This window comes from Burkholderia sola (genome assembly GCF_905400185.1).
GTDB classification, from domain to species: Bacteria; Pseudomonadota; Gammaproteobacteria; order Burkholderiales; family Burkholderiaceae; genus Burkholderia; species Burkholderia sola.
Window position 1 is genome coordinate 2,479,460 of record NZ_FR989675.1, and the last position, 24,685, is coordinate 2,504,144.

The 24,685-nt window shown below is 61.9% G+C and carries 22 protein-coding genes, 2 tRNA genes and 3 rRNA genes; 12 read left to right on the plus strand and 15 right to left on the minus strand.

Features of this window, described 5'->3' with window-relative positions; genetic code table 11:
* Positions 1-6 precede the first annotated feature (6 nt).
* The 6 genes from bfr to KR541_RS11375 all read left to right on the plus strand — a co-directional run bounded on the left by bfr (position 7) and on the right by KR541_RS11375 (position 3,925).
* Positions 7-483 carry a bacterioferritin gene (gene bfr / locus KR541_RS11350; RefSeq protein ID WP_043188739.1) on the plus strand — a complete coding sequence of 159 codons (477 nt, stop codon included), beginning with the start codon at positions 7-9 and terminating at the stop codon, positions 481-483.
* Positions 484-517: 34 nt separating this feature from the next.
* The gene (gene murI / locus KR541_RS11355; protein ID WP_050018191.1) at positions 518-1,375 is read left to right on the plus strand and encodes a glutamate racemase; all 858 of its coding nucleotides are present in this window, start codon (positions 518-520) and stop codon (positions 1,373-1,375) included.
* Positions 1,376-1,526: 151 nt separating this feature from the next.
* On the plus strand, positions 1,527-1,763 hold the full coding sequence (locus KR541_RS11360) for a (2Fe-2S)-binding protein (protein ID WP_006482749.1): 237 nt from the start codon (positions 1,527-1,529) through the stop codon (positions 1,761-1,763).
* Between the two features lie 218 nt (positions 1,764-1,981).
* Positions 1,982-2,713: an energy transducer TonB gene (locus tag KR541_RS11365; protein ID WP_050018190.1), complete on the plus strand. Its 732-nt coding sequence runs from the start codon at positions 1,982-1,984 to the stop codon at positions 2,711-2,713.
* Positions 2,714-2,748: 35 nt separating this feature from the next.
* The gene (locus tag KR541_RS11370; protein ID WP_006483875.1) at positions 2,749-3,483 is read left to right on the plus strand and encodes a MotA/TolQ/ExbB proton channel family protein; all 735 of its coding nucleotides are present in this window, start codon (positions 2,749-2,751) and stop codon (positions 3,481-3,483) included.
* A 13-nt stretch (positions 3,484-3,496) separates the two neighbouring features.
* Complete coding sequence (locus KR541_RS11375; protein WP_006478310.1) at positions 3,497-3,925, plus strand: ExbD/TolR family protein; 429 nt, start codon at positions 3,497-3,499, stop codon at positions 3,923-3,925.
* Positions 3,926-4,330: 405 nt separating this feature from the next.
* Here the strand turns inward: KR541_RS11375 and KR541_RS11380 are convergent, their stop codons facing one another.
* Positions 4,331-5,305, minus strand: coding sequence for a LysR substrate-binding domain-containing protein (locus KR541_RS11380; RefSeq protein ID WP_050018189.1), 975 nt, complete (start codon positions 5,303-5,305; stop codon positions 4,331-4,333).
* A 121-nt stretch (positions 5,306-5,426) separates the two neighbouring features.
* Between KR541_RS11380 and KR541_RS11385 the strand changes: the two genes are divergently transcribed.
* From KR541_RS11385 to hemP, 3 genes are all read left to right on the plus strand, one after another.
* Positions 5,427-6,299: a pirin family protein gene (locus KR541_RS11385; protein WP_050018188.1), complete on the plus strand. Its 873-nt coding sequence runs from the start codon at positions 5,427-5,429 to the stop codon at positions 6,297-6,299.
* Between the two features lie 97 nt (positions 6,300-6,396).
* Positions 6,397-6,879, plus strand: a complete 483-nt coding sequence (locus KR541_RS11390) for an SRPBCC family protein (RefSeq protein ID WP_050018187.1) — start codon at positions 6,397-6,399, stop codon at positions 6,877-6,879.
* 139 nt (positions 6,880-7,018) lie between these two features.
* The gene (gene hemP / locus KR541_RS11395) at positions 7,019-7,264 is read left to right on the plus strand and encodes a hemin uptake protein HemP (protein ID WP_050018186.1); all 246 of its coding nucleotides are present in this window, start codon (positions 7,019-7,021) and stop codon (positions 7,262-7,264) included.
* Between the two features lie 265 nt (positions 7,265-7,529).
* Here the strand turns inward: hemP and KR541_RS11400 are convergent, their stop codons facing one another.
* The 5 genes from KR541_RS11400 to uvrB all read right to left on the minus strand — a co-directional run bounded on the left by KR541_RS11400 (position 7,530) and on the right by uvrB (position 13,081).
* Positions 7,530-8,927 carry a 4Fe-4S binding protein gene (locus KR541_RS11400; RefSeq protein WP_050018185.1) on the minus strand — a complete coding sequence of 466 codons (1,398 nt, stop codon included), beginning with the start codon at positions 8,925-8,927 and terminating at the stop codon, positions 7,530-7,532.
* Positions 8,924-9,766, minus strand: coding sequence for an FTR1 family iron permease (locus KR541_RS11405; RefSeq protein ID WP_216089543.1), 843 nt, complete (start codon positions 9,764-9,766; stop codon positions 8,924-8,926). Before KR541_RS11405 ends, KR541_RS11400 begins: the two co-directional genes overlap by 4 nt.
* A 58-nt stretch (positions 9,767-9,824) precedes the next feature.
* A complete protein-coding gene (locus KR541_RS11410) occupies positions 9,825-10,157 on the minus strand; it encodes a cupredoxin domain-containing protein (RefSeq protein ID WP_006478303.1) in 333 nt (110 codons plus the stop codon).
* Between the two features lie 55 nt (positions 10,158-10,212).
* Positions 10,213-10,764 carry an iron transporter gene (locus KR541_RS11415; protein WP_050018184.1) on the minus strand — a complete coding sequence of 184 codons (552 nt, stop codon included), beginning with the start codon at positions 10,762-10,764 and terminating at the stop codon, positions 10,213-10,215.
* 226 nt (positions 10,765-10,990) lie between these two features.
* A complete protein-coding gene (gene uvrB, locus KR541_RS11420; protein WP_050018183.1) occupies positions 10,991-13,081 on the minus strand; it encodes an excinuclease ABC subunit UvrB in 2,091 nt (696 codons plus the stop codon).
* Positions 13,082-13,340: 259 nt separating this feature from the next.
* Between uvrB and KR541_RS11425 the strand changes: the two genes are divergently transcribed.
* The gene (locus KR541_RS11425; RefSeq protein WP_050018182.1) at positions 13,341-14,540 is read left to right on the plus strand and encodes an amino acid aminotransferase; all 1,200 of its coding nucleotides are present in this window, start codon (positions 13,341-13,343) and stop codon (positions 14,538-14,540) included.
* A 126-nt stretch (positions 14,541-14,666) separates the two neighbouring features.
* On the opposite strand, the gene KR541_RS11430 is transcribed toward KR541_RS11425, so the two are convergent.
* A complete protein-coding gene (locus KR541_RS11430; protein WP_089488615.1) occupies positions 14,667-15,455 on the minus strand; it encodes a 3-hydroxybutyrate dehydrogenase in 789 nt (262 codons plus the stop codon).
* 164 nt (positions 15,456-15,619) lie between these two features.
* Here KR541_RS11430 and KR541_RS11435 point away from each other — a divergent pair, with 164 nt between their 5' ends.
* Together KR541_RS11435 and KR541_RS11440 are read left to right on the plus strand one after the other, a co-directional pair.
* Positions 15,620-16,591 carry a potassium channel beta subunit family protein gene (locus KR541_RS11435; protein ID WP_050018293.1) on the plus strand — a complete coding sequence of 324 codons (972 nt, stop codon included), beginning with the start codon at positions 15,620-15,622 and terminating at the stop codon, positions 16,589-16,591.
* 111 nt (positions 16,592-16,702) lie between these two features.
* Entirely contained in the window at positions 16,703-17,548 is an 846-nt protein-coding gene (locus tag KR541_RS11440) for a 23S rRNA (adenine(2030)-N(6))-methyltransferase RlmJ (RefSeq protein ID WP_050018292.1), read from the plus strand.
* 14 nt (positions 17,549-17,562) lie between these two features.
* Here KR541_RS11440 and KR541_RS11445 read toward each other — a convergent pair whose 3' ends face one another.
* The 8 genes from KR541_RS11445 to KR541_RS11480 form a co-directional block, all read right to left on the minus strand.
* Entirely contained in the window at positions 17,563-17,898 is a 336-nt protein-coding gene (locus tag KR541_RS11445) for a hypothetical protein (protein WP_050018294.1), read from the minus strand.
* Positions 17,899-18,042: 144 nt separating this feature from the next.
* Positions 18,043-18,189: a DUF3563 family protein gene (locus KR541_RS11450; protein WP_006478295.1), complete on the minus strand. Its 147-nt coding sequence runs from the start codon at positions 18,187-18,189 to the stop codon at positions 18,043-18,045.
* A 215-nt stretch (positions 18,190-18,404) separates the two neighbouring features.
* A complete protein-coding gene (cueR, locus tag KR541_RS11455) occupies positions 18,405-18,809 on the minus strand; it encodes a Cu(I)-responsive transcriptional regulator (protein ID WP_050018291.1) in 405 nt (134 codons plus the stop codon).
* Between the two features lie 250 nt (positions 18,810-19,059).
* Positions 19,060-19,172 (minus strand): 5S ribosomal RNA (gene rrf, locus KR541_RS11460).
* Positions 19,173-19,398: 226 nt separating this feature from the next.
* Positions 19,399-22,279 (minus strand): 23S ribosomal RNA (locus tag KR541_RS11465).
* A gap of 288 nt (positions 22,280-22,567) precedes the next feature.
* A tRNA-Ala gene (locus KR541_RS11470) sits at positions 22,568-22,643 on the minus strand.
* 91 nt (positions 22,644-22,734) lie between these two features.
* Positions 22,735-22,811, minus strand: a tRNA-Ile gene (locus tag KR541_RS11475).
* 63 nt (positions 22,812-22,874) lie between these two features.
* Positions 22,875-24,407: ribosomal RNA gene (locus KR541_RS11480) — 16S ribosomal RNA — on the minus strand.
* Together the 16S, 23S and 5S rRNA genes with 2 tRNA genes alongside form the textbook arrangement of a ribosomal RNA operon.
* Between the last annotated feature and the right edge of the window lie 278 nt (positions 24,408-24,685).

Sequence of the window (24,685 nt, forward strand, 5' to 3'; positions counted from 1 at the left end):
ATAGCCATGCAAGGCGACAAGAAAGTCATCGAATATCTGAACGCCCAACTGAAGAACGAACTCACGGCGATCAACCAGTACTTCCTGCATGCGCGCATGTACAAGCACTGGGGCCTCGAGAAGCTCGGCAAGCACGAATACGATGAGTCGATCGGCGAAATGAAACACGCCGACTGGCTGATCGAGCGCGTGTTCATGCTCGACGGCCTGCCGAACCTGCAGGACCTGCACAAGCTGCTCGTCGGCGAGGAAACCGAAGAGATCCTGAAGTGCGACCTGAAGCTCGAGCAGATCTCGCAGTCCACCTGCAAGGAAGCGATCGCCTACTGCGAATCGGTTCGCGACTACGTGTCGCGCGAGATCTTCGAAAAGATCCTCGACGACACCGAAGAGCACATCGACTGGCTCGAAACGCAGATCGACCTGATCGGCAAGGTCGGCCTGCAGAACTATCAGCAAACGATGATGGGTTCGGCCGAGTAATCGCACCGCCCGCCAGCCTGCCGCCCACCCGACGATGACGAACCCGTCCGCCGCACCCGCGCCGCGCGCCACCGCCCCTGTCGGCATCTTCGACTCGGGGCTCGGCGGCCTGTCGGTGCTGCGCGCCGCGCGCGCGCACCTGCCCGGCGAATCGTTCGTCTACGTCGCCGACTCGCACCACGCGCCGTATGGCCCGCGCGACGAGGCATTCATCACGGAACGCACGCTGGCGATCGGCGAGTGGCTCGCCCGCGAAGGCGCGAAAGCGCTCGTCATCGCGTGCAACACGGCCACGGCACGGGCGATCGCGGCCATCCGCGAACGCCTGTCGATCCCGCTCGTCGGCGTCGAGCCGGGCATCAAGCCGGCCGCCGCGCTGTCCACGACCGGCGTCGCGGGCGTCCTTGCGACGCAATCGACGCTGAACAGCCCGCGCTTCCAGGCACTGCTCGACCGCTACGGCGCCGGCCGCCGCTTCATCTGCCAGCCCGGCCACGGGCTCGTCGAAGCGATCGAACGCGGCGACACGAACTCGCCCGCATTGCGCGCGCTGCTCGAGCGTTACATCCAGCCGATGCTCGACGACGGCGCCGATACGCTGGTCCTCGGCTGCACGCACTACCCGTTCTTCACAGACACGATTCGTAACCTTGTTGGCGAGCGCCTGACGATCGTCGACACGAGCGATGCCATCGCGCGCCAGCTCGCGCGGGTGCTCGACGAGCGCGGTCTGCGCGCGCCGGCCGGCACGCATGCCGCGCCGCCGCGCTTCTGCTCGACGAGCGACGGCCTGCAACTGCGCGCGCTCGCGTCGACGCTGCTCGGCCTCGATGCGCCGGTCGAATCCGTCACCATTTCGTCGCCGAACGCGCGCGCCTGCGCGACCGCCTGACGCGGGCCGGTGCGCCCGCTCCCGCGACGACTTCGCCTTCCCCCGCCGTTTCAAGGGTCCGATGACCTTAAAAAAAGCCGGACCCAGGCTTGTCAACCTCCGCAAAATTAATGATAATAATTCGCATTAACGTTAGCTATCGCAACTCATCATGATCGTCTGCGTGTGCAAGTCTGTTTCGGATCGCAAGATTCGCGCGTCCCTCGCCGAGGGCGTGAACTCTTTCGATGAACTCCAGTTCGAGCTCGGCGTGGCCACGTGCTGCGGCAAGTGCGAGGAGTCCGTACGCGACCTCATGGCCGAGCAAGGCGTCTGCGCGAGCCGTTGCGGTGTCGAGCATCATGCGCATCCGATTCCGGTCACGTTCTACGACCGCAAGGCCGCCTGAGCGGCGCCGAGCGTGCGCATGCGGCCCAGGCCGCATTTTTTGTCTTGACCGTCAGCAAGCCACCGTCTGCGCGAGCCAACGGCTTACCTGCCAAGGAGCCTGTGATGGAATTGCTGATCGGATTCGTAACCACCGTTTGCATCTCGCTGCTGATCTTCCGCAAGTGATGCCGATTCACCCGCCGCGCCCCGGGTGCGACGTCGTTCTTTCAAGCTAACATGCAGGCTTCGCATCTCGCTCCTGCCGGCGCCATGCCGGCTGCACCACGTATGAATCCCCGAATGATCGTCGTCGCGGTCGGTGTGCTTGCCGCACACGCGATCATGCTGACGGCCGCGTGGCTCCATCGCAACGCACCGCCGCCGAAATCGGTCGAGGTCCAGACGATCACCGCGCAGCTCATCACGCCCGCGCCGATCGCGCAGCAGGTCGCGGCCGAGTCGATCCCGCAGCCGGCACCGCCGAAGCCCGTGCCGCGCGTAAAGCCGAAGGTCGAGCCGAAGCCGGTGCAAAAGGCGGCGAAGCCGACCCCGCAGCCGCTTGCGCCGTCGCCGGCCCCATCGCCCACACCCGCTCCCGCAGCCGATCCAACGCCGGCGCCGGCCGCGCCCGCTCCCGCGGCACCGGCCGCCACGCCGGGCCCGGCGCGCGAAACGATGCAGGTCAGCGCACCGAAGAACGTGCCGACGCTCCAATGCAACTTCGTGAAGCCCGACTATCCGTCGATGTCGCGCCGCCGCGGCGAATCGGGCACCGCCTATGTTCACTTCGTCGTCGGCGTGACCGGCAAGATCGAAAGCATCGATCTGCAGAAGAGCAGCGGCTATCCGCGCCTCGACGATGCCGCACTCGACGCGATGCGCTCGACCACCTGCCGCCCGTACGTCGAGAACGGCCAGGCGATCCGCGCCGCCCGCACACAGCCCTACAGCTTCGGGCTCACCGACTAACCTGCCTCATCCGGAAGATTCAAAGGAAACAAAAAATGCAAAGCTACGGTATCGCGCACGTCTGGGCGCAAGGTGATTTCGTCACGCGCGCCATCGCGATCACGCTGCTCGTGATGTCGGTCCTGTCGTGGATCGTGATCGTCATCAAGGGCTGGAACGTGATCCGCCTGAACCGCCTCACGAAGAATGCCGAACAGGCATTCTGGCATTCCGACAATTTCGACGACGGCATCAAGAAGCTCGGCCTCGCCGCATCGACGCCGAACGACAACCCGTTCCTCGCGCTCGCGCTGTCGGGCAAGGAAGCCGCCGACCACCACCATCAGACGCAACCGCACCTGCACGACCGCATGGACGTATCGGACTGGGTCACGCGCTGCCTGAAGGACACGATGGACGAAGGCATTTCGCGCATGCAGAGCGGCCTCGCGATCCTCGCATCGGTCGGCAGCACGGCGCCGTTCGTCGGCCTGTTCGGCACGGTCTGGGGCATCTATCACGCGCTGCTCGCGATCGGCGCCACCGGCCAGACGTCGATCGACCAGGTCGCGGGCCCGGTCGGCGAATCGCTGATCATGACGGCCTTCGGCCTGTTCGTCGCGATTCCCGCGGTGCTCGGCTACAACGCGCTGACCCGCGCGAACAAGGGCGTCGTCAGCAAGCTGCGCCGCTTCGCGCACGGCCTGCATGCGTACTTCGTGACGGGCGCGAGCCTCGCGTCGTCGTCGACGCGCGACGGCCTGCGTCTCGCATCGCGCGCCGCCAGCTGAGACGAGGTGAACCATGGCCATGAACACCGGTTTCAGCGACGATGACGACGATGCCGTGATGAGCGAGATCAACATGACGCCGCTCGTCGACGTCATGCTCGTCCTCCTGATCATTTTCCTCGTGACGATCCCGGCGATGCAGCATGCGGTGAAGATCGACCTGCCGCACGCCAGCAGCCAGCCCGTCGACGAAAAGCCGCAGACCGTCGACGTCGCGATCCAGGGCGACGGCACGATCCTGTGGGACGACCACACGGTCACGCGCGAACAGCTGCAGGCACGCATTGCGGAAGCTGCGAAGCGCACGCCGCAGCCGGAATTGCATCTGCGCGCGGACCGCAAGGTTGCCTACGAACACGTCGCGGAAGTGATGTCGGATGCGCAAGCTGGCGGCCTGACAAAACTCGGCTTCGTGACGGAGCCGGGCGCGAAAGCGAAGTAACGCACGCACGTTCCGCCGTCGCCAGTCGCCACTGCGCAGCTAGCCGGCCGTACCTAACCGGCCGTACCTAACCGGCCGTACCCAAAGTAAAAGGCCTTCATCGCCAGATGAAGGCCTTTTTTCATGCGCACGCGGGCGCCTTCGGGCGGCGGGCTCTTCGGCGGTATCGGTTACGCCTCGAGCAACGCAAATGCGACTCTGCCGTGGTCTGCACGGACTGCGCGTTCTGCCCTATCTGGCTCACAATATATGCGGCCACCTGATTTCGCTCAGAACTTCCTTCGCGAAATGGGATTTCAATATAGGCCCGCCCGCGCACGCATTCAAGGTTCCGGCGATTGAAACTTGCGATTGCAGCCGACGCTTCAATGACAAAACAAATTTGCGTCGTCGTGCGTGCCGTGTTCAGGTGGCCGAAACATCGGCTGCCGTTTCCTTCTTCGCACGCTCGGGGCAACCTGGCTCCTTGTATGCGCCATGGTCGAGCTTCTCGACCAGGTAATCGACGAACGCACGGACCGCGGGCGGCATCCCCTGACGCGACACGAACACCGCATACAGCTGCGGCACCGGCAGCGTCCAGCCCGGCATCACCGGCGACAGTTGCCCCGCGCGCAACGCGTTGCCGTACATCATCTCCGGCAGCGCCGCGATGCCGAGGCCGTCGAGCACGGCCTCGCGGATCGTCATCAGGTCGGCCGTCACGAGACGCGGATCATGCTCGTGCACGTGACGCGTTCCGTCCGGCGCGATCAGGTTGAATACGTGCCGGCCGTCGACGCTCGGCGTATCGAGCGTCTCGAAGCCGGTCAAGTCGTCCGGCGCCAGCGGCGGCGCGTTCTGGCTCAGCAGGCTCGGCGCGCCGACCAGCATCTGCTCGGTGCGCCACAGCGGCCGCACGACGATGTTCGCGTTCTGCGGCGGCTCCGAGCGCACGCGCAACGCGACGTCGATCGAATCCTCGAACAGGTCGATCACGCGATTCGTCACGCGCACATGCACCTTCACCTCGGGATAGCGGCGCAGGAATTCGGGCAGGATGCGCGACAGCATTGTCTGCGACAGCGTCACCGGCACGCTGACGCGCACCGAGCCGCGTGGCGACGCGCGCAATTGCTGCACCGCGTTCATCGCGGCCCGTGCTTCGGCGAGCATCGCCTGGCAATGCTGGTAGAACAGCTCCCCCGCCTCGGTCAGTGCGAGCTTGCGCGTCGAGCGCTGAAGCAGGCGCACGCCGAGCGCGGCCTCGAGCTCGGTCAGGCGCCGCGACAGACGCGATTTCGAGATGCCCAGCACGCGTTCGGCGGCCGAAAAGCCCCCATGTTCAACGACCTGCGAGAAGTACATCAGGTCGTTCAGGTTATGTGCATCGATATTCATCTCATCGTTCCAATTTCAGAACAATCCATTGCGAACCACCGCCAATCGAACGGGAAAACGCCCAATATAATAGCGCTATGTTTCAAAAATAACGCTATTCCGATGATTTCGAGGGCTTCCCATGACCACCGCTCGCTCGCTTGATCGCACCTACCCCGCGCTTCGCACCACCGAAGGCGGCGGTTTCGTGGTTCACCGCCCGTTCCCGACGCGGCTGCTGATGGATTTCGATCCGTTCCTGCTGCTCGATGAAATGGGCCCCGTCGACTACGCGCCCGGCGAAGCCGTGGGTGCGCCCGACCATCCGCATCGCGGCTTCGAGACCGTGACCTACGCGCTCGATGGACGCTTCCGCCATCGCGACTCGTCCGGCCATGCCGGCACGCTCGGCCCCGGCGACGTGCAGTGGATGACGGCCGGCGCCGGCGTCGTGCACAGCGAGATGCCCGAACCGGCGTTCGCTCGGGCAGGCGGACGCTCCCACGGCTTCCAGCTGTGGGTCAACCTGCCGCGCCGCGACAAGATGATCGCGCCGCGCTACCAGGAGATCCCGGCCGCCCGCATTCCGACCGCGACATCGCCGGACGGCCGCGCGCGCGTGCGCGTCATCGCGGGCGAAGCATTCGGCGTAAAAGCCGCGATCGAGACGCGCACGCCGATCCTCTACCAGCACTTCACGCTGGAGCCCGGTGCAACGGTCACGCAGCCCGTGCCGGCCGGTTATCGCGTGTTTGCCTATCCGATCGACGGAAGGGGCCTTTACGGGCCCGACAGGCAAGCTGTCGACGCACGGCACATGATCGTCTACGGCGACGATGGCGACACCGTCACGTTCGCTGCCGGCGACACGTCGCTCGACCTGCTGCTGATCGGCGGCGTGCCGCTCAACGAGCCGATCGTCCGTTACGGCCCGTTCGTGATGAATACCGAGGAAGAGATCCGGCAGGCTGTCGTCGACTATCAGACCGGTCGCATGGGTCGCATCGAAGCGTGAATCGGATCGGGTGGCAGGTGCCGCGAAGCCGATGGTTTTGCGTCACAATAACTTCTTGAACCATGTGGCCGCCCGCCACCAGAAGGAACCCGTCCCCTTGAACTTCGAACATCTGATCCAGATCAATTCCGACGATCCGGCCGTGCCAAGCCTCAACCGCGACCAGCTCTGGGAAGGTCTCGTCCTGCGTGCCGAACAGCCGCAACTGTTCGTGATCGGCCTCGACAGCTGCGTCATCCGCGAGCGGACAGACACGACGCTCGAACGCGAACTGCACTACGGCCACGCGACCGTGCGCGACCACGTGACGTTCACGCCGAACCAGCAGGTCCGCTACGACATCCGTGCGGCCGATGGCGAGATCGGTGGCTCGCTGACGATGACGATCGAGGAACGCGACGACCACGAGCTGTTCCTGCGTTTCGAGTACCGCACGACGCTGACGGTCACCGACGACAGCGAAGAAGCGCGACAGACGCACGGGATCGTCAAGGAGGCGTACCGCACGTCGGACATCGACACCGTTCGCCTGATCCGCGAATACGCGCAGGGTCGCAAGGACCCTGATCCGCTGCACTGAACCCGGCGGCGGCCCGCGGCCCGCCCCTTTGACTCAGGCTATCAGCCCAGACGAATCGATCGATAAAGAGTTTTTGTAAATGGGAATAGTTATCATTTAGAATTCATTCCATCGTATCGACAGTCACCGATCAAACCGAATGACCGACACCATGCGCCCGACCACGCTGACCCTGCGCCGCACCACGAGCACCGCAGCCAGCAGCCGCCAGAAGACGGCAGCGGTCACCACGCCGGCGAAACCCGCCGGCAACCGCGATGCAGGCACGCGGGTCGTCAACAGCGATGCGCTGCTGCAAGGCCAAAGCCACGTCAGCATCGCGCATAACGGAGAGACTTATCAGTTGCGGGCCACGCGGCTCGGCAAACTGATCCTGACGAAGTAACGACCGAGTATTGTGGGGACCACCTCCCTGAGAGGTGTTGGGCAGTAGCCAGCGTAACGGCTTGCACGCGAGATCTAGACCCCTTCGTGCAAACACACTCAAGCAGCCGTTGCAGCAAGCCAAGCCACTTTTTTGGTTCTCGCACAAGGAAGAAAAAAGCGACACGTCGATGGACGTGTCGCTTTTTTGTGTGGGCAGCCAATGTACGAAGCATGCCGCCCGCATGTATGTGGCTGGTCAGCCGAAGGAAGCGGCACGCGCCGCTTCAGAACCCCCAGAACATCAACCACCACGCGCTGTCGATGACGGCCAGGCCGACCGCGAACCACGCGAATGCCGCGAGCCGGCGCGGCCACGTCGCATAGCGCCCCGTCACCTGCCACGCGAGCCACGCACTCCATACGTTGGCGCCGACCAGAATCGCGATGCGCACATCGGTAGCCCAGCCGAGCGGCACATGCTCGGCGCGCAGCAACGACAGCGTCGTGGCCGACAGCCCGAGGAACACGCCCGCGCCCGCGATCGGGATCAGCGCCTGGGCGAGGTGATGCAGGCGCACGCGATCGAAACGGCCGAGCATCAATGTGGCGCCGGCCAGCAACACCAGCAGCGCCGTGCCGTACACGAGCCCCGTGCCGACGATGTAGCTGACGACCAGCCCGCCATCGAGCCAGGAGAACACGTCATTGCGATCCGGGTAGTGCGTGAGCAGGAACCACGGCGCATTGGTCTCGAGCGGCCACGTGATGTCCTGATCGATCAGCCAGCCCGCGAGCCATTGCTTGATCTGCACGAACCACGGGCTGACGGTCCAGTGGAACGCACCGATCGCCACGCCCAGCAAGCCGTACAGGATCAGCGCGGTGTCCCACGGATTGGCCCGCTCCGCACCGAGATTCACGACTTCGTCGGACGGCGAGCGCAGCGACAGCGAAATCGCGTCGCGGTGCCCGCTGCAGCGGCCGCACATATGGCAGTCCGCCGCGCCCTTCATGTTGCGCAACGGCACGAGCGGCGCGCAATTGATCGGAATCACGCGATGGCCGTGCTCGCCGTTCTTGTACGAACGGCGCCACGCATCCTCGTCGACCTTGTAGCGCATCGGCGCAAGCCGCGCGAGCAGCCCGAACACGCCGTTGACCGGGCACAGATACTTGCACCACACGCGCTTCTCGCGACCGTACAGCACGCCGATCACGATCGCGCCGACGGTCGAGCCGCCGAGCACGAACAGCACCGCGAGCGGGTACTGGTACACGCTGACCATCTGCCCGTAGATCGTCGTGATGCCGAACGCGACGAACGGCCAGCCGCCCCACCGGATCCAGCGCGGAATCGGGCCGCCGCGGCCGAACTTGCTCGCGTATTCGGTGAGCGCGCCCTCCGGGCACAGCACGCCGCACCACACGCGGCCGAGCATCACCATCGACAGCAGCACGAACGGCCACCAGATGCCCCAGAACGCGAACTGCGCGATGAGCGTGAGGTTGTTCCACAGATGCGCGGAATCGTCCGGCAGCGGCAGCACGGCCGGCACGATGATCAGGAACGCGTAGACGGCGACGACGATCCACTGGATACCCCGGATCAGCGCACCGTGGCGCTGCATCCACTGGCCGGCCTGCGCGAGCCAGCCCGGCTTGACGGCGGCGATAACGCTCATGCCGCGCGACCCGCTGCGACGGCCGGACGGCGGCTCGCACGCTTCATCAGCAGCCAGACGACCGCCCAGTAAACCGCATAGGCGACCAGGTTGGTCAGCGCCGGATGCGCGCGATAGCCGGTCAGCGTCGCGACGAGCGAACCGAACGTGCCCGAATCATCGAGGATCGCGGACGTGTCCCACACTTGCGAGATGCCGAGCGGCAGGATTTCCTTGTCGATCAGCTTGTCGACGCCGGTCTGGAACAGGCCCGCGCCGAGGAACAGCAGCATCACTTCGGTGACGCGGAAGAAATGCCGCCACGAGAAGTACTTGCCGCCGAGTTGCAGCAGATAGAACGTGAGGAACGCGAGGCCGAGACCGATCACGACCGCAAGCATCTGGCTGCCATCGACGTGGCCCGACTGGCCGAAACCGAGGCCGTACAGGAAGATCACCGTCTCGCTGCCTTCGCGCGCGATCGCGAGCGCGACCAGCACGGCGACGCCCCACCAGTTCGAATCGCGCGTGCTTTGCTGCAGCGATTGCTCCATGTCGCGCTTCAGCGTGCGGCCGTGCCGGCGCATCCACAGCACCATCTGCACGATCAGCACGCACGCGATCAGCACCATCGCCGTCTGGAAATAGTCCTGCGCGTCGCCGGACAACACTTCGGTGAACCCGACCAGCGCGGCGCCGAGGCCGACGGCCATCAGCAGGCCGACGCCGACGCCGGCCCAGAGGAAAGGCAGGCCGCGGCGCGCGTCGTCGCCGCCGTTTTTCAGCCATGCATAGAGAATGCCGACGACGAGCAGCGCTTCGACGCTCTCCCGCCAGACGATGAACAAGATCTGACCCATCGATACCTCCTGACGCGCGGGGCAAGGGACTGGCGCGCCCGCGCGCAGATAAAACGCGTTACTTCGCGACGATCACGCCCTGTGCCTGCTGGTGGAAATCGTCGAAAAACTTGTATTCGCCCGGCGACAGCGGGGCGACGACGACGAACGAGTCGGCGCCCGGCGCGAGCACCTTCTCCTTGCGCAACTGCACGCTCTCGAATTCGGCGGCACCCTTGCCGGTGTTCCTGATCTCGATTTTGAAACGCTGGCCGGCCGGCACTTCGATGCGGGCGGGGTTCAGCTTGCCGTCCGTCATCTCGAGCTTGAACGTCGGCAGATCGGCCGCATGGGCCGCGCCGGCAAGCCACAGCGCAGCGGCTGCGGCGACGATTTTCTGGGGAATTTTCATACTGGGTTCTCTACGCCGACGGCGCGCCGAAGCGCGCCGTTCGTGATGCCACCGATCAGTAACCGCCCTTCTTGCCGATACCGGCGAACGGGAAGTCGTACTCGAGCGTGATGGGCTTGAACCACGGGCCCACGCCCGTTTCCTTGTCGACGTGGCGACCGAACGCCATGTGACCGGACTGCATCGGCGGCTTGACGACCAGCGTCAGGTGGTACTTGCCTGGGCCGGCGAGCTTCACGTTGTCGCCGTAGTGCGGGCCGTCGCTCGCAACCATGCCCATCAGGTCGCCTTCGGCCTTCCACTTCGTGTCGCCCTGCTTCGTCAGCTTGTAGGTGACCTGCAGGTACGGCATCCAGTCGCCTTCCGCGAAACCGGTCGGGTTGTTCTTGACCGCATGGATGTCGGCCTCAAGGTGGATGTCGGAATCCGACGCCTTGCGCATCATGCCTTCCGGGTCCATCGTGATCGGCTGCAGATACACCGCGCCGATTTCCATGCCGCCCTGGATCTGCTGCTTGCCGATCGGATACTCGGCAGCCGAGGCCGACATCGCGGCCAGCGCCGCCGCTACCGCAACCGTCGTGCGGATGAACGAAGAACCCAACATGGACACTCCTTGTTATTTGTCTGACTATCTTGACGACATGCGGGCCGCCGCCGGGCCGCCCGCTGGAAACACTAACGCGACGAAGAACGTTAATGCGAACTATTCTCAATACATGGGGAGTTTAGCACCGAACCCGTTCCGGAACAAACGGAGAGCGCCGTAAACCCCTGATCCGACAAGGCTTACAGGCGCTTTACCAAAAGGATACGGTGACGTTTGGAAAGATTTACCGCCCGCCGCTGATGTGGTCGCCGACGTTCGCGCCGAACACGCGTTCGCGCAGCACGGCAAGCTGGTCGCGGGTCGCGGCGGCCTTCTCGAACTCGAGGTTCTTCGCGTAGTCGGCCATCTGCTTCTCGAGGCGCTTGATTTCCTTCGCGAGCTGCTTTTCCGACATGTCCTCGAATTTCGCGCGCTGCTGCGCCTCCTTCAGCTCCGCACGCGCGTCGTCGGCGTTGTAGACGCCGTCGATGATGTCCTTGATGCGCTTCACGACGCCGCGCGGCGTGATGCCCATCTTTTCGTTGTACGCGATCTGCTTCGCGCGGCGCCGCTCGGTTTCGCCGATCGCGCGCTTCATCGACTCGGTCATGTTGTCCGCGTAGAGGATCGCCTTGCCGTTCACGTTCCGCGCGGCGCGGCCGATCGTCTGGATCAGCGAGCGCTCGGCGCGCAGGAAGCCTTCCTTGTCCGCGTCGAGGATCGCGACGAGCGACACTTCGGGAATGTCGAGGCCCTCGCGCAGCAGGTTGATCCCGACCAGCACGTCGAACGTGCCGAGCCGCAGGTCGCGGATGATCTCGACGCGCTCGACCGTATCGATGTCGCTGTGCAGGTAACGCACCTTGACGCCATGGTCGGCCAGGAACTCGGTCAGCTGTTCGGCCATGCGCTTCGTCAGCGTCGTGATCAGCACGCGCTCGCCGGCCTTCACGCGCGCGTTGATCTCGGTCAGCACGTCGTCGACCTGCGAGCTCGCCGGCCGCACCTCGATTTCCGGATCGACGAGGCCCGTCGGTCGCACGACCTGCTCGGCGATCTGCCCCGTCACGCGCTTCTCGTAGTCGGCCGGCGTGGCCGACACGAACACGACCTGCCGCATCTTGCGCTCGAACTCGGGGAACTTCAGCGGCCGGTTGTCAAGCGCGGACGGCAGGCGAAACCCGTAATTGACGAGGTTTTCCTTGCGTGCGCGGTCGCCGTTGTACATGCCGTTCAGCTGGCCGATCAGCACGTGCGATTCGTCGAGCAGCATCAGCGCATCGGGCGGCAGGTAGTCGACGAGCGTCGGCGGCGGATCGCCGGGCGCCGCGCCCGAGAAATGCCGCGAATAGTTCTCGATGCCCTTGCAGAAGCCGAGCTCCTGCAGCATCTCGAGATCGAAGCGCGTGCGCTGCTCGAGGCGCTGCGCCTCGACGAGCTTGCCTTCGCGATGGAAGAACTCGAGCCGTTCGCGCAATTCGTCCTTGATCGTCTCGACCGCGCGCATCACGGTGTCGCGCGGCGTCACGTAGTGCGACGACGGATACACGGTGAAACGCGGAATCTTCTGCCGCACGCGCCCGGTCAGCGGGTCGAACAGGTGCAGCGTCTCGACCTCGTCGTCGAACAGCTCGACGCGCACGGCCATTTCCGCGTGTTCGGCGGGGAAGATGTCGATCGTGTCGCCGCGCACGCGGAACGTGCCGCGCTGGAAATCCTGCTCGTTGCGCGTGTATTGCATCGCGATCAGCCGCGCGATCACGTCGCGCTGGCCGAGCTTGTCGCCGGTTCGCAGCGTCAGGATCATCTGGTGGTATTCGGACGGATTGCCGATACCGTAGATCGCCGACACCGTCGCGACGATCACCACGTCGCGGCGCTCCATCAGGCTCTTCGTCGCCGACAGCCGCATCTGCTCGATGTGCTCGTTGATCGACGAATCCTTCTCGATGAACAGGTCGCGCTGCGGCACGTAGGCCTCAGGCTGGTAGTAGTCGTAGTACGAGACGAAATACTCGACCGCGTTGCGCGGGAAGAACTCCCGGAACTCCGCGTAAAGCTGGGCCGCGAGCGTCTTGTTCGGCGCGAACACGATCGCCGGGCGGCCGAGCCGCGCGATCGTGTTCGCCATCGTGAAGGTCTTGCCCGAACCGGTTACGCCGAGCAGCGTCTGGAAGGCAAGGCCGTCGCCGACGCCTTCGACGAGCGTGTCGATCGCGGTCGGCTGGTCGCCCGCGGGCGGATAGGGCTGGTAAAGCTGGAACGGCGACCCTTCGAAAGTGACGAATTTGGATTCGTCGAGCGCGTCGCCGACTTCGGCATGATGTTCGGACATGGAATGCGGCCGGAGCAAGGGCAAAGAAAGCATTCTAGCGCTTCGCGGCCGTGCGAACTGCTGTCGACTCCTGACGCGCGACGGCCGCCCGAAATCGCGATTCGTCGCCCTGATCGCGACGGAATGACCGCCCCCGCCAGCACGAATTCGCTACAATGTCAGGCTGCTGCGCTTCCCGGCGTCGCGCCGCAGGCGCGGTCCACTGCGCCCGCCCCGCCGGTTGAAAGCCTGACCCTCTTTTCACTACTGCCGAATCATCATGTCGCTCTTCTCCGCTGTCCAGCTTGCTCCCCGCGACCCGATCCTGGGCCTGAACGAAGCCTTCAACGCCGATGCGCGTCCGACCAAGGTCAACCTCGGCGTCGGCGTGTACACGAACGAAGACGGCAAGATTCCGCTGCTGCGCGCGGTTCGCGACGCGGAAAAGGCGCGTGTCGAGGCCGGCCTGCCGCGCGGTTACCTGCCGATCGACGGGATCGCCGCCTACGATGCAGCCGTGCAGAAGCTGCTGCTCGGCAACGACTCGCCGCTGATCGCGGCGGGCCGCGTGGTCACGGCCCAGGCACTGGGCGGCACCGGCGCGCTGAAGATCGGCGCCGATTTCCTGCGCACCCTGAACCCGAACGTGAAGGTCGCGATCAGCGATCCGAGCTGGGAAAACCATCGCGCACTGTTCGAAGCGGCCGGCTTCGAGGTCGTCGCGTACCCGTACTACGACGCGGCCACCCACGGCGTGAACTTCGAAGGCATGCTGTCGGCGCTGAACGGCTATGCGGCCGGCACGGTCGTCGTGCTGCACGCGTGCTGCCACAACCCGACCGGCGTGGACCTGACCGAAGCGCAATGGCAACAGGTCGTCGACGTCGTGAAGGCGCGCAACCTCGTGCCGTTCCTCGACATGGCCTACCAGGGCTTCGGCGAGAACATCGAAGCCGATGCCGCTGCCGTGCGCCTGTTTGCCGCGGCCGACCTGAACGCGTTCGTGTCGTCGTCGTTCTCGAAGTCGTTCTCGCTGTACGGCGAGCGCGTCGGCGCGCTGTCGATCATCACGTCGAGCAAGGAAGAAGCCACGCGCGTGCTGTCGCAACTGAAGCGCGTGATCCGCACGAACTACTCGAACCCGCCGACCCACGGCGGCGCAGTGGTCGCAGCGGTGCTCGCGTCGCCGGAACTGCACGCTTCGTGGGTGCAGGAACTCGGCGAAATGCGCGATCGCATCCGCGCGATGCGCAATGGTCTCGTCGAACGCCTGAAGGCGAGCGGCGTCGATCGTGACTTCAGCTTCATCAACGCGCAGCGCGGGATGTTCTCGTATTCGGGCCTGACCTCGGCACAAGTCGATCGCCTGCGCGACGAGTTCGGCATCTATGCGGTCGGCACGGGCCGGATTTGCGTCGCCGCGCTGAATATGCGGAACCTCGACGCGGTCGCCAATGCGGTCGCAGCGGTCCTGAAGTAAAGCCACGCCGGGAGGCGGCTGTCACCGGCCCCGCCCTGCCGACATGAAAAACGCGCTCCACGGAGCGCGTTTTTTTGTGCAGTCCAGCGTCCAACGCGGCGGACGGCGATACCGCCCGCTCCCGCGTTACTGCATGAACCAGCCGTGGCTGACGACGAACGACTGGCCGGTGAGCGCGGCGCTCGGGAACGCCGACAGGAACAGCACCGTCTGCGCGACGTCCTGCACCGTCGTGAACACGCCGTCGACCGTGTTGCCGAGCATCACCTTCTTGATCACGTCCTCTTCGCTGATCCCGAGCTCCTTCGCCTGCTCCGGAATCTGCTTGTCGACCAGCGGCGTGCGCACGAAGCCCGGACACACGACGTGCGAGCGCACGTTGTGCTTCGCGCCTTCCTTCGCCAGCACGCGGGCCAGGCCGAGCAGGCCATGCTTGGCCGTCACGTACGCGGACTTCAGCGGCGACGCCTCGTGCGAGTGCACCGAGCCCATGTAGATCACGACGCCGCCGCGATCGTCCTTGTACATGTGCTTGAGCGCGGCCTTCGTCGTCAGGAACGCGCCGTCCACGTGGATCGCCTGCATCTTCTTCCAGTCGGCGAACGAGTAGTTCTCGATCGGGTTGACGATCTGGATGCCGGCGTTCGACACGAGGATGTCGACCGAGCCGAACGCGTCGGCCACCTTGTCGATGCCGCTGTTCACGGCGTCCTCGTTGGTCACGTCCATCGCGACGCCGATCGCCTTGCCGCCTGCCTTGACGATCTCGTCGGCGACCGCGTTCGCGCCGTCCTGGTTCAGGTCGGCGATCGCGACGGCCGCGCCTGCCTTGGCCAGTTCCAGCGCGATTTCCTTGCCGATGCCGCTCGCGGCGCCCGTGACGACTGCGGTCTTGCCGCTCAGATCTGCTGCCATGTCCGTCTCCTCCCGATATCGGATCGATAAAACACGCGCCCGTCGTATCCGCGCTCATCGCGAAATCGCATCGGCGTGCCAGCCGTCATTGTGCACGATCGGCCCCGCCGTTCGTGCGCAAAACGTCTAAGCTTAAGGTCGGTTCCGTTCAGCAGGAGAGTCTCATGCACTATCGACGGCTAGGCCGCTCCGGCCTGCAGATCAGCGCGCTTTCCCTCGGCTCGTGGGTGACGTACGGCAACCAGGTCGACCAGCGGGTCGCGCGCGAATGCCTTGCCGCGGCACGCGACGCGGGCGTCAATTTCTTCGACAACGCCGAGGTCTACGCCGGCGGCAAATCCGAGGAAATCATGGGCCACGCGCTCAAGTCGCTCGACTGGCCGCGCGTCAGCTATATCGTGTCCACGAAATTCTTCTGGGGGCTCGCGGAAGCCCCGAACCAGTATCACACGCTGAACCGGAAATATCTGCTGAACGCGATCGACGGCTCGCTGCGCCGGCTGCAGCTCGACTATGTCGACCTCGTCTATTGCCATCGCCCCGATCCGCATACGCCGATCGAGGAAACCGTCTGGGCGATGAGCGACATGATCGTGCGCGGCAAGGCGCTGTACTGGGGCACGTCGGAATGGAGCGCCGACGAGATCCGTGCAGCATGCGAGATCGCCGAGCGGCACCATCTGCACAAGCCGGTCGTCGAACAGCCGCAGTACAACCTGTTCCATCGCAGCCGGGTCGAACAGGAATATGCGCGGCTCTACGACGATTACGGCCTCGGCCTGACGACCTGGAGCCCGCTGGCGTCGGGCCTGCTCACCGGCAAGTACCGCGACGGCGTGCCGCCCGGCAGCCGCGCGCAGTTGCAGGGCTACGACTGGATGCGCGAACGCCTGACCGATCGGGCAGCCAACGACATCGTCGAACGGATCGGCGAGATCGCGGCCGAGCTCGGCTGCAGCACCGGCCAATTGGCCATCGCTTGGGTACTCGCGAATCCGCGCGTGAGTTCGGTCATCACGGGCGCATCGCGGGTCGACCAGATCGGCGACAACATGCGCGCGCTCGACGTTGCCGCGAAGCTGACGCCGGATGTGAAGCAACGCATCGAGGCAGTGGTCGGCGACGCATACGAGTAAGGCGACGCGCGGCCACTCGCGTACAATACGCGGCCGCATCGGCGCCCGGCCTGACGGCCGCGCGCGATCGAGCGCTTTCATCGATTCATCTTTCGTTTCAGGCGGCCAGCCATGCTCAGTTATCGTCACGGTTTTCACGCAGGCAATCACGCGGACGTGCTCAAGCACGCCGTCGTCGTCCAGCTGCTGCGCTACCTGAACAAGAAGGACAAATCGTACTGGTATATCGATACGCACGCGGGCGCCGGCGTGTACTCGCTGCGCGACGGTTATGCAGCGAAGACGTCGGAATTCGATACCGGCATCGGCCGGCTGTGGAACGAAAAGAACCTGCCGGAGGCGTTGGGTGACTATGTGGACGAAGTCCGCGCGCTGAACGACGACGGCGAACTGCACTTCTATCCAGGCTCGCCGTACATCGCATGGCGGTCGATGCGCGAGCAGGATCGTATGCGCCTGTTCGAAATGCACACGACGGAAATCGATGTGCTGCGCCACAATTTCCGCGATGCGGGGCGACGCGCGATGATCTTCGCCGGCGACGGCTTCGAAGGTATCAAGGCGCTGCTGCCGCCGCCGCCGCGACGCGCACTCGTGCTGATCGATCCGTCCTACGAGGACAAGAAGGATTACACGCGCACGGTGGGCTGCGTGACCGAATGCCTGAAGCGTTTCGCGACCGGCTGCTATGCGATCTGGTATCCGCAGGTCACGCGGACGGAATCGCAGCGCTTTCCCGAGCAGTTGAAGCGCCTGCAGCCGAACAACTGGCTGCACCTGACGCTGACGGTGTCGAATCCGCCGACCGACGGACTTGGCCTCTACGGCAGCGGGATGTTCATCCTGAATCCCCCATATACGCTCGCCCAGAGCATGAACGAGGTCCTGCCTTACCTGGTCGAGAAGCTGGGACAGGATAGCGGCGCCCGCTGTCAAATCGAGCACCGCGGAAACTGACCGGGCGACGGTCGTTACGGCTGCGGCCTGGGCGCGAGCCGCGGCTGGTTGGCCGGCTGCCCGCCCCACGCGGGAACACTGATATACGGCGCGACGAACAGCGGAACCGACGTGTTCGTCCCCTGTCCGGCTGGAGCCCGCATACCTGCCGGCTCGACGATCGGCTCCTGCGACAACGGCGCCGTCTGCAACACCAACCCGCCCTTGCCGTCCTGGATACCGCGCTGCGTATCGAGAACGAGCGGCCTGGACGACGTCGCGGCGCCCGCCGCGATGCCATGGACGAGCACGACTGCGCCCAGAATGAGACGCGCGCGGGCACTGCGACGCACTTCGACACGCAAACGCATGATCGTGTCCTTCAGGATGAAAAGGTCCATACCATAGCGCTGCACCGACGATTTCGCCAGATCCGGCGCACAAAAAAACAAAGCCCCGTCAATACGGGGCTTGCTTATCGTGCGGTGCCGCGCGGCACCTGACGGTGACTCCGATTACAGCGAGTAGCCGTTGGTTTCGAGCGAGCGAATGCGGCTCTCGAGCTGGACGATGTCCGACGACGTGGCGAGGTAAGCCTCACGGCGCTCACGTTCTGCGGATTCGAACCAGTTGCTCAGCTTTTCAACGATGTAGGCGATCATGACGTTCTCCAAGGAAGAGGGACCCCTGGTGAATCGAAATTCAGGGATTTCCCGTATAGGGTTATCCCGAATTATAGCGACGCCGCACCAATATGCTAGTGAAAAACTTGCATGGAAACCATTCCAAATCGGAATGAAGAAAAGCGTGGCGCATCCAACCCGTTGATTTTAAATGACATGCTGTGTGGGCGCGTTTGGAGGCTCGAGCACACGCACTAATTTGGTTCACTGACGGGGTCGGCCAAGCGCGCCAAAATCGGGCACTCCGGCCGCCCGTCACCATGGCAGTGCGCAGCCAGATCGGCCAGCGTGTCGCGCATGTCGCTCAGCTCCGCGATGCGTTTGTCGAGTTCGGCCACATGTTCAAGTGCGATCGATTTCACTTCGGCGCTGGCGCGTGAACGATCCTGCCAAAGCATCAGCAGCTTGCGAATGTCCTCGACGAGAAAGCCGAGTCGTCGTGCCTGACGGATGAACCGCAAGATATGGATTTCGTCCGCGCCGTAGATGCGGTAGCCGGCATCGGTACGCTTGCTCGGCGCAAGAAGCCCAACCTGCTCGTAGTACCGGATCATTTTTGCGCTGACTCCGGATTCGCGCGACGCGTCGCCGATATTCATTCCCCTCCCCTCTCCATCAAACCCTGGTTTCGAACACGACCGCCGACGGACGCCCTCGTCGACGACATATCGATCGTATCAAATCGAGGCGGTTCGTTCCGGGGAAGAGTTGGCAGCAGGAACGCAGATGATCCGACCTTGCACGCACGCCGTTGGGTTGCGAGGGATGGGGGCGCTTCGCCACATGCTTTTGGGGACGCCGAAATGCAAAAACCCCCGCCTTGTCGGGCGGGGGTTCTTGGCTTAGGGAGCCTGACGATTACCTACTTTCACACGGGAATCCGCACTATCATCGGCGTAGAGTCGTTTCACGGTCCTGTTCGGGATGGGAAGGGGTGGGACCGACTCGCTATGGTCATCAGGCAAAGGGGGTTGTTGCGTTGCTTCGCAGCGCAACCAATCCTGGAAGAAGCAGTAATCTTGAGTTGTGTGTATCACACACGAGAATCCAACTTGTCTCATCTTGCTACGCAGGTCGCCGGTACTTCAACCGGCGCGCCGCATCGATCAGCTTCGCTGCTCGACGCTCTGCGTGGGATGCTCGTAAGTGCTGAAGCACTAACGATCATCGACAAGGCAGACTTGTTATAGGATCAAGCCTTACGGGCAATTAGTATCAGTTAGCTGAACGCATTACTGCGCTTACACACCTGACCTATCAACGTCCTGGTCTCGAACGACCCTTCAAGGGGATCTAGTCCCCAGGGATATCTCATCTTAAGGCGAGTTTCCCGCTTAGATGCTTTCAGCGGTTATCTCTTCCGAACATAGCTACCCGGCGATGCCACTGGCGTGACAACCGGTACACCAGAGGTTCGTCCACTCCGGTCCTCTCGTACTAGGAGCAGCCCCCTTCAAATATCCAACGCCCACGGCAGATAGGGACCAAACTGTCTCACGACGTTTTAAACCCAGCTCACGTACCTCTTTAAATGGCGAACAGCCATACCCTTGGGACCGGCTACAGCCCCAGGATGAGATGAGCCGACATCGAGGTGCCAAACACCGCCGTCGATATGAACTCTTGGGCGGTATCAGCCTGTTATCCCCAGAGTACCTTTTATCCGTTGAGCGATGGCCCTTCCATACAGAACCACCGGATCACTATGACCTGCTTTCGCACCTGCTCGACTTGTCGGTCTCGCAGTTAAGCACGCTTATGCCATTGCACTATCAGCACGATTTCCGACCGTACCTAGCGTACCTTCGTACTCCTCCGTTACGCTTTGGGAGGAGACCGCCCCAGTCAAACTGCCTACCATGCACTGTCCCCGACCCGGATCACGGGCCAAGGTTAGAACCTCAAACAAACCAGGGTGGTATTTCAAGGACGGCTCCACCGAAACTAGCGTTCCGGTTTCATAGCCTCCCACCTATCCTACACAGATCGGTTCAAAGTCCAATGCAAAGCTACAGTAAAGGTTCATGGGGTCTTTCCGTCTAGCCGCGGGTAGATTGCATCATCACAAACACTTCAACTTCGCTGAGTCTCGGGAGGAGACAGTGTGGCCATCGTTACGCCATTCGTGCAGGTCGGAACTTACCCGACAAGGAATTTCGCTACCTTAGGACCGTTATAGTTACGGCCGCCGTTTACCGGGACTTCAATCAAGAGCTTGCACCCCATCATTTAATCTTCCGGCACCGGGCAGGCGTCACACCCTATACGTCCACTTTCGTGTTTGCAGAGTGCTGTGTTTTTATTAAACAGTCGCAGCCACCAGTTTATTGCAACCCCTTCACCCTCCTGGCGCAGGCCAGTCAAGCTACAAGGGCGTACCTTATCCCGAAGTTACGGTACCAATTTGCCGAGTTCCTTCTCCCGAGTTCTCTCAAGCGCCTTAGAATACTCATCTCGCCCACCTGTGTCGGTTTGCGGTACGGTCATCGTTAGACTGAAGCTTAGAGGCTTTTCTTGGAACCACTTCCAATTGCTTCGCTCCCTAAGGAGCTCGCGCCACACCCTTGAATTGCGCGCCCGGATTTGCCTAAGCGCCTTCTCCAATGCAGCGACCGGGACTTCCAACACCCGGACAACCTTCCGCGATCCGTCCCCCCATCGCATCTAACAATGGTGCAGGAATATTGACCTGCTTCCCATCAGCTACGCATTTCTGCCTCGCCTTAGGGGCCGACTCACCCTACGCCGATGAACGTTGCGTAGGAAACCTTGGGCTTACGGCGAGGGGGCCTTTCACCCCCTTTATCGCTACTCATGTCAGCATTCGCACTTCCGATACCTCCAGCACCCTTTACAAGGCACCTTCGCAGGCTTACGGAACGCTCTCCTACCATGCGAGCAAGCTCGCATCCGCAGCTTCGGTATATAGCTTAGCCCCGTTACATCTTCCGCGCAGGACGACTCGATCAGTGAGCTATTACGCTTTCTTTAAAGGGTGGCTGCTTCTAAGCCAACCTCCTGACTGTTTTAGCCTTCCCACTTCGTTTCCCACTTAGCTATATTTGGGGACCTTAGCTGGCGGTCTGGGTTGTTTCCCTCTTGACACCGGACGTTAGCACCCGATGTCTGTCTCCCGTGATTGCACTCTTCGGTATTCGGAGTTTGCTATGGCGGGGTAATCTGCAATAGACCCCCCAACCATGACAGTGCTCTACCCCCGAAGGTGAGACACGAGGCACTACCTAAATAGTTTTCGGAGAGAACCAGCTATTTCCAGGTTTGTTTAGCCTTTCACCCCTATCCACAGCTCATCCCCTAACTTTTCAACGTTAGTGGGTTCGGACCTCCAGTACGTGTTACCGCACCTTCATCCTGGCCATGGATAGATCACCTGGTTTCGGGTCTACGCCCAGCAACTGAACGCCCTATTCGGACTCGCTTTCGCTACGCCTGCCCTATACGGTTAAGCTTGCTACTGAACGTAAGTCGCTGACCCATTATACAAAAGGTACGCCGTCACCCCTTGCGAGGCTCCGACTGTTTGTATGCATGCGGTTTCAGGATCTATTTCACTCCCCTCCCGGGGTTCTTTTCGCCTTTCCCTCACGGTACTGGTTCACTATCGGTCGATCACGAGTATTTAGCCTTGGAGGATGGTCCCCCCATCTTCAGACAGGATTTCACGTGTCCCGCCCTACTTGTCGCACACCTAGTTCTTTCATACTGTTTTCGCCTACAGGGCTATCACCTGCTATGGCCGCACTTTCCAGAGCGTTCGGCTAACAATACAAATAAAGAGTGCAAGGCTCATCCCATTTCGCTCGCCACTACTTTGGGAATCTCGGTTGATTTCTTTTCCTGCGGTTACTTAGATGTTTCAGTTCACCGCGTTCGCTTCACTGGACCTATGTATTCAGTCCAGGATGACCCAAAAGGGCCGGGTTTCCCCATTCGGACATCTACGGATCAAAGCTCGTTTGCCAGCTCCCCGTAGCTTTTCGCAGGCTACCGCGTCCTTCATCGCCTGTGATCGCCAAGGCATCCACCACATGCACTTGTTCGCTTGACCCTATAACGAGTCTGTCTCTCGACAGCCGCTACAGGTTGAGTTCTCGCGTTGTGCCGTATTCCAATTGAGTCGAACATAGAGTTCGAATCATCTTGAGATACATCGATACAATCACAACCCGGATAACTTCCACGTCCATCTCGAGACGCTTCCGCTATCCAAATTACTTACTTCTTCCAGATTGTTAAAGAACGACAGCCGATACATACTACGTATCACTCTGACTGGCTCAATCGCCAATGACAAAGACTCGAACAACGCTTCGTTCGAACGCTTGTCATTGAAGATTGGTGGAGGCAGACGGGATCGAACCGACGACCCCCTGCTTGCAAAGCAGGTGCTCTCCCAGCTGAGCTATGCCCCCATTGAGTACAGATGACCTCAGGTACTACAGCCTATCGGCATGGGCTGCTCGTAAGCGCTAAAGCGCTAACGATCACCGACACGTCAGACAATGGTGGGTCTGGTTGGATTCGAACCAACGACCCCCGCCTTATCAAGACGGTGCTCTAACCGACTGAGCTACAGACCCCTGAGTCTGTCTTTGATTTACAGCCGATAAGCGTGAGCGCTCAACTTTGCGAGATAGCTCTGGAAAGGAGGTGATCCAGCCGCACCTTCCGATACGGCTACCTTGTTACGACTTCACCCCAGTCATGAATCCTACCGTGGTGACCGTCCTCCTTGCGGTTAGACTAGCCACTTCTGGTAAAACCCACTCCCATGGTGTGACGGGCGGTGTGTACAAGACCCGGGAACGTATTCACCGCGGCATGCTGATCCGCGATTACTAGCGATTCCAGCTTCATGCACTCGAGTTGCAGAGTGCAATCCGGACTACGATCGGTTTTCTGGGATTAGCTCCCCCTCGCGGGTTGGCAACCCTCTGTTCCGACCATTGTATGACGTGTGAAGCCCTACCCATAAGGGCCATGAGGACTTGACGTCATCCCCACCTTCCTCCGGTTTGTCACCGGCAGTCTCCTTAGAGTGCTCTTGCGTAGCAACTAAGGACAAGGGTTGCGCTCGTTGCGGGACTTAACCCAACATCTCACGACACGAGCTGACGACAGCCATGCAGCACCTGTGCGCCGGTTCTCTTTCGAGCACTCCCACCTCTCGGCAGGATTCCGACCATGTCAAGGGTAGGTAAGGTTTTTCGCGTTGCATCGAATTAATCCACATCATCCACCGCTTGTGCGGGTCCCCGTCAATTCCTTTGAGTTTTAATCTTGCGACCGTACTCCCCAGGCGGTCAACTTCACGCGTTAGCTACGTTACTAAGGAAATGAATCCCCAACAACTAGTTGACATCGTTTAGGGCGTGGACTACCAGGGTATCTAATCCTGTTTGCTCCCCACGCTTTCGTGCATGAGCGTCAGTATTGGCCCAGGGGGCTGCCTTCGCCATCGGTATTCCTCCACATCTCTACGCATTTCACTGCTACACGTGGAATTCTACCCCCCTCTGCCATACTCTAGCCTGCCAGTCACCAATGCAGTTCCCAGGTTGAGCCCGGGGATTTCACATCGGTCTTAGCAAACCGCCTGCGCACGCTTTACGCCCAGTAATTCCGATTAACGCTCGCACCCTACGTATTACCGCGGCTGCTGGCACGTAGTTAGCCGGTGCTTATTCTTCCGGTACCGTCATCCCCCGACTGTATTAGAGCCAAGGATTTCTTTCCGGACAAAAGTGCTTTACAACCCGAAGGCCTTCTTCACACACGCGGCATTGCTGGATCAGGCTTTCGCCCATTGTCCAAAATTCCCCACTGCTGCCTCCCGTAGGAGTCTGGGCCGTGTCTCAGTCCCAGTGTGGCTGGTCGTCCTCTCAGACCAGCTACTGATCGTCGCCTTGGTAGGCCTTTACCCCACCAACTAGCTAATCAGCCATCGGCCAACCCTATAGCGCGAGGCCCGAAGGTCCCCCGCTTTCATCCGTAGATCGTATGCGGTATTAATCCGGCTTTCGCCGGGCTATCCCCCACTACAGGACATGTTCCGATGTATTACTCACCCGTTCGCCACTCGCCACCAGGTGCAAGCACCCGTGCTGCCGTTCGACTTGCATGTGTAAGGCATGCCGCCAGCGTTCAATCTGAGCCAGGATCAAACTCTTCAGTTCAAACCTGTTACTGTTTTCGGTTCGGTTAAGAACCGGTCGCTCACTCAAAGCTGACAGGAATATGAATCACTTCATAAACCTGACTTACTTTAGTGTGAGACTCTTGATACTTTCGCTATCTGATCCGAGGATCAGCTCGCTTTCATCAAGCGCCCACACTTATCGGCTGTTAATTTTTAAAGAGCATTCTGCGAGGAACTTCGTATTTCCCGGCAGCGCCGCGTTTTCAGCAGCAGAGAAGCGAGATTATGAACCGTGTTTCGCAGCTCGTCAACAAC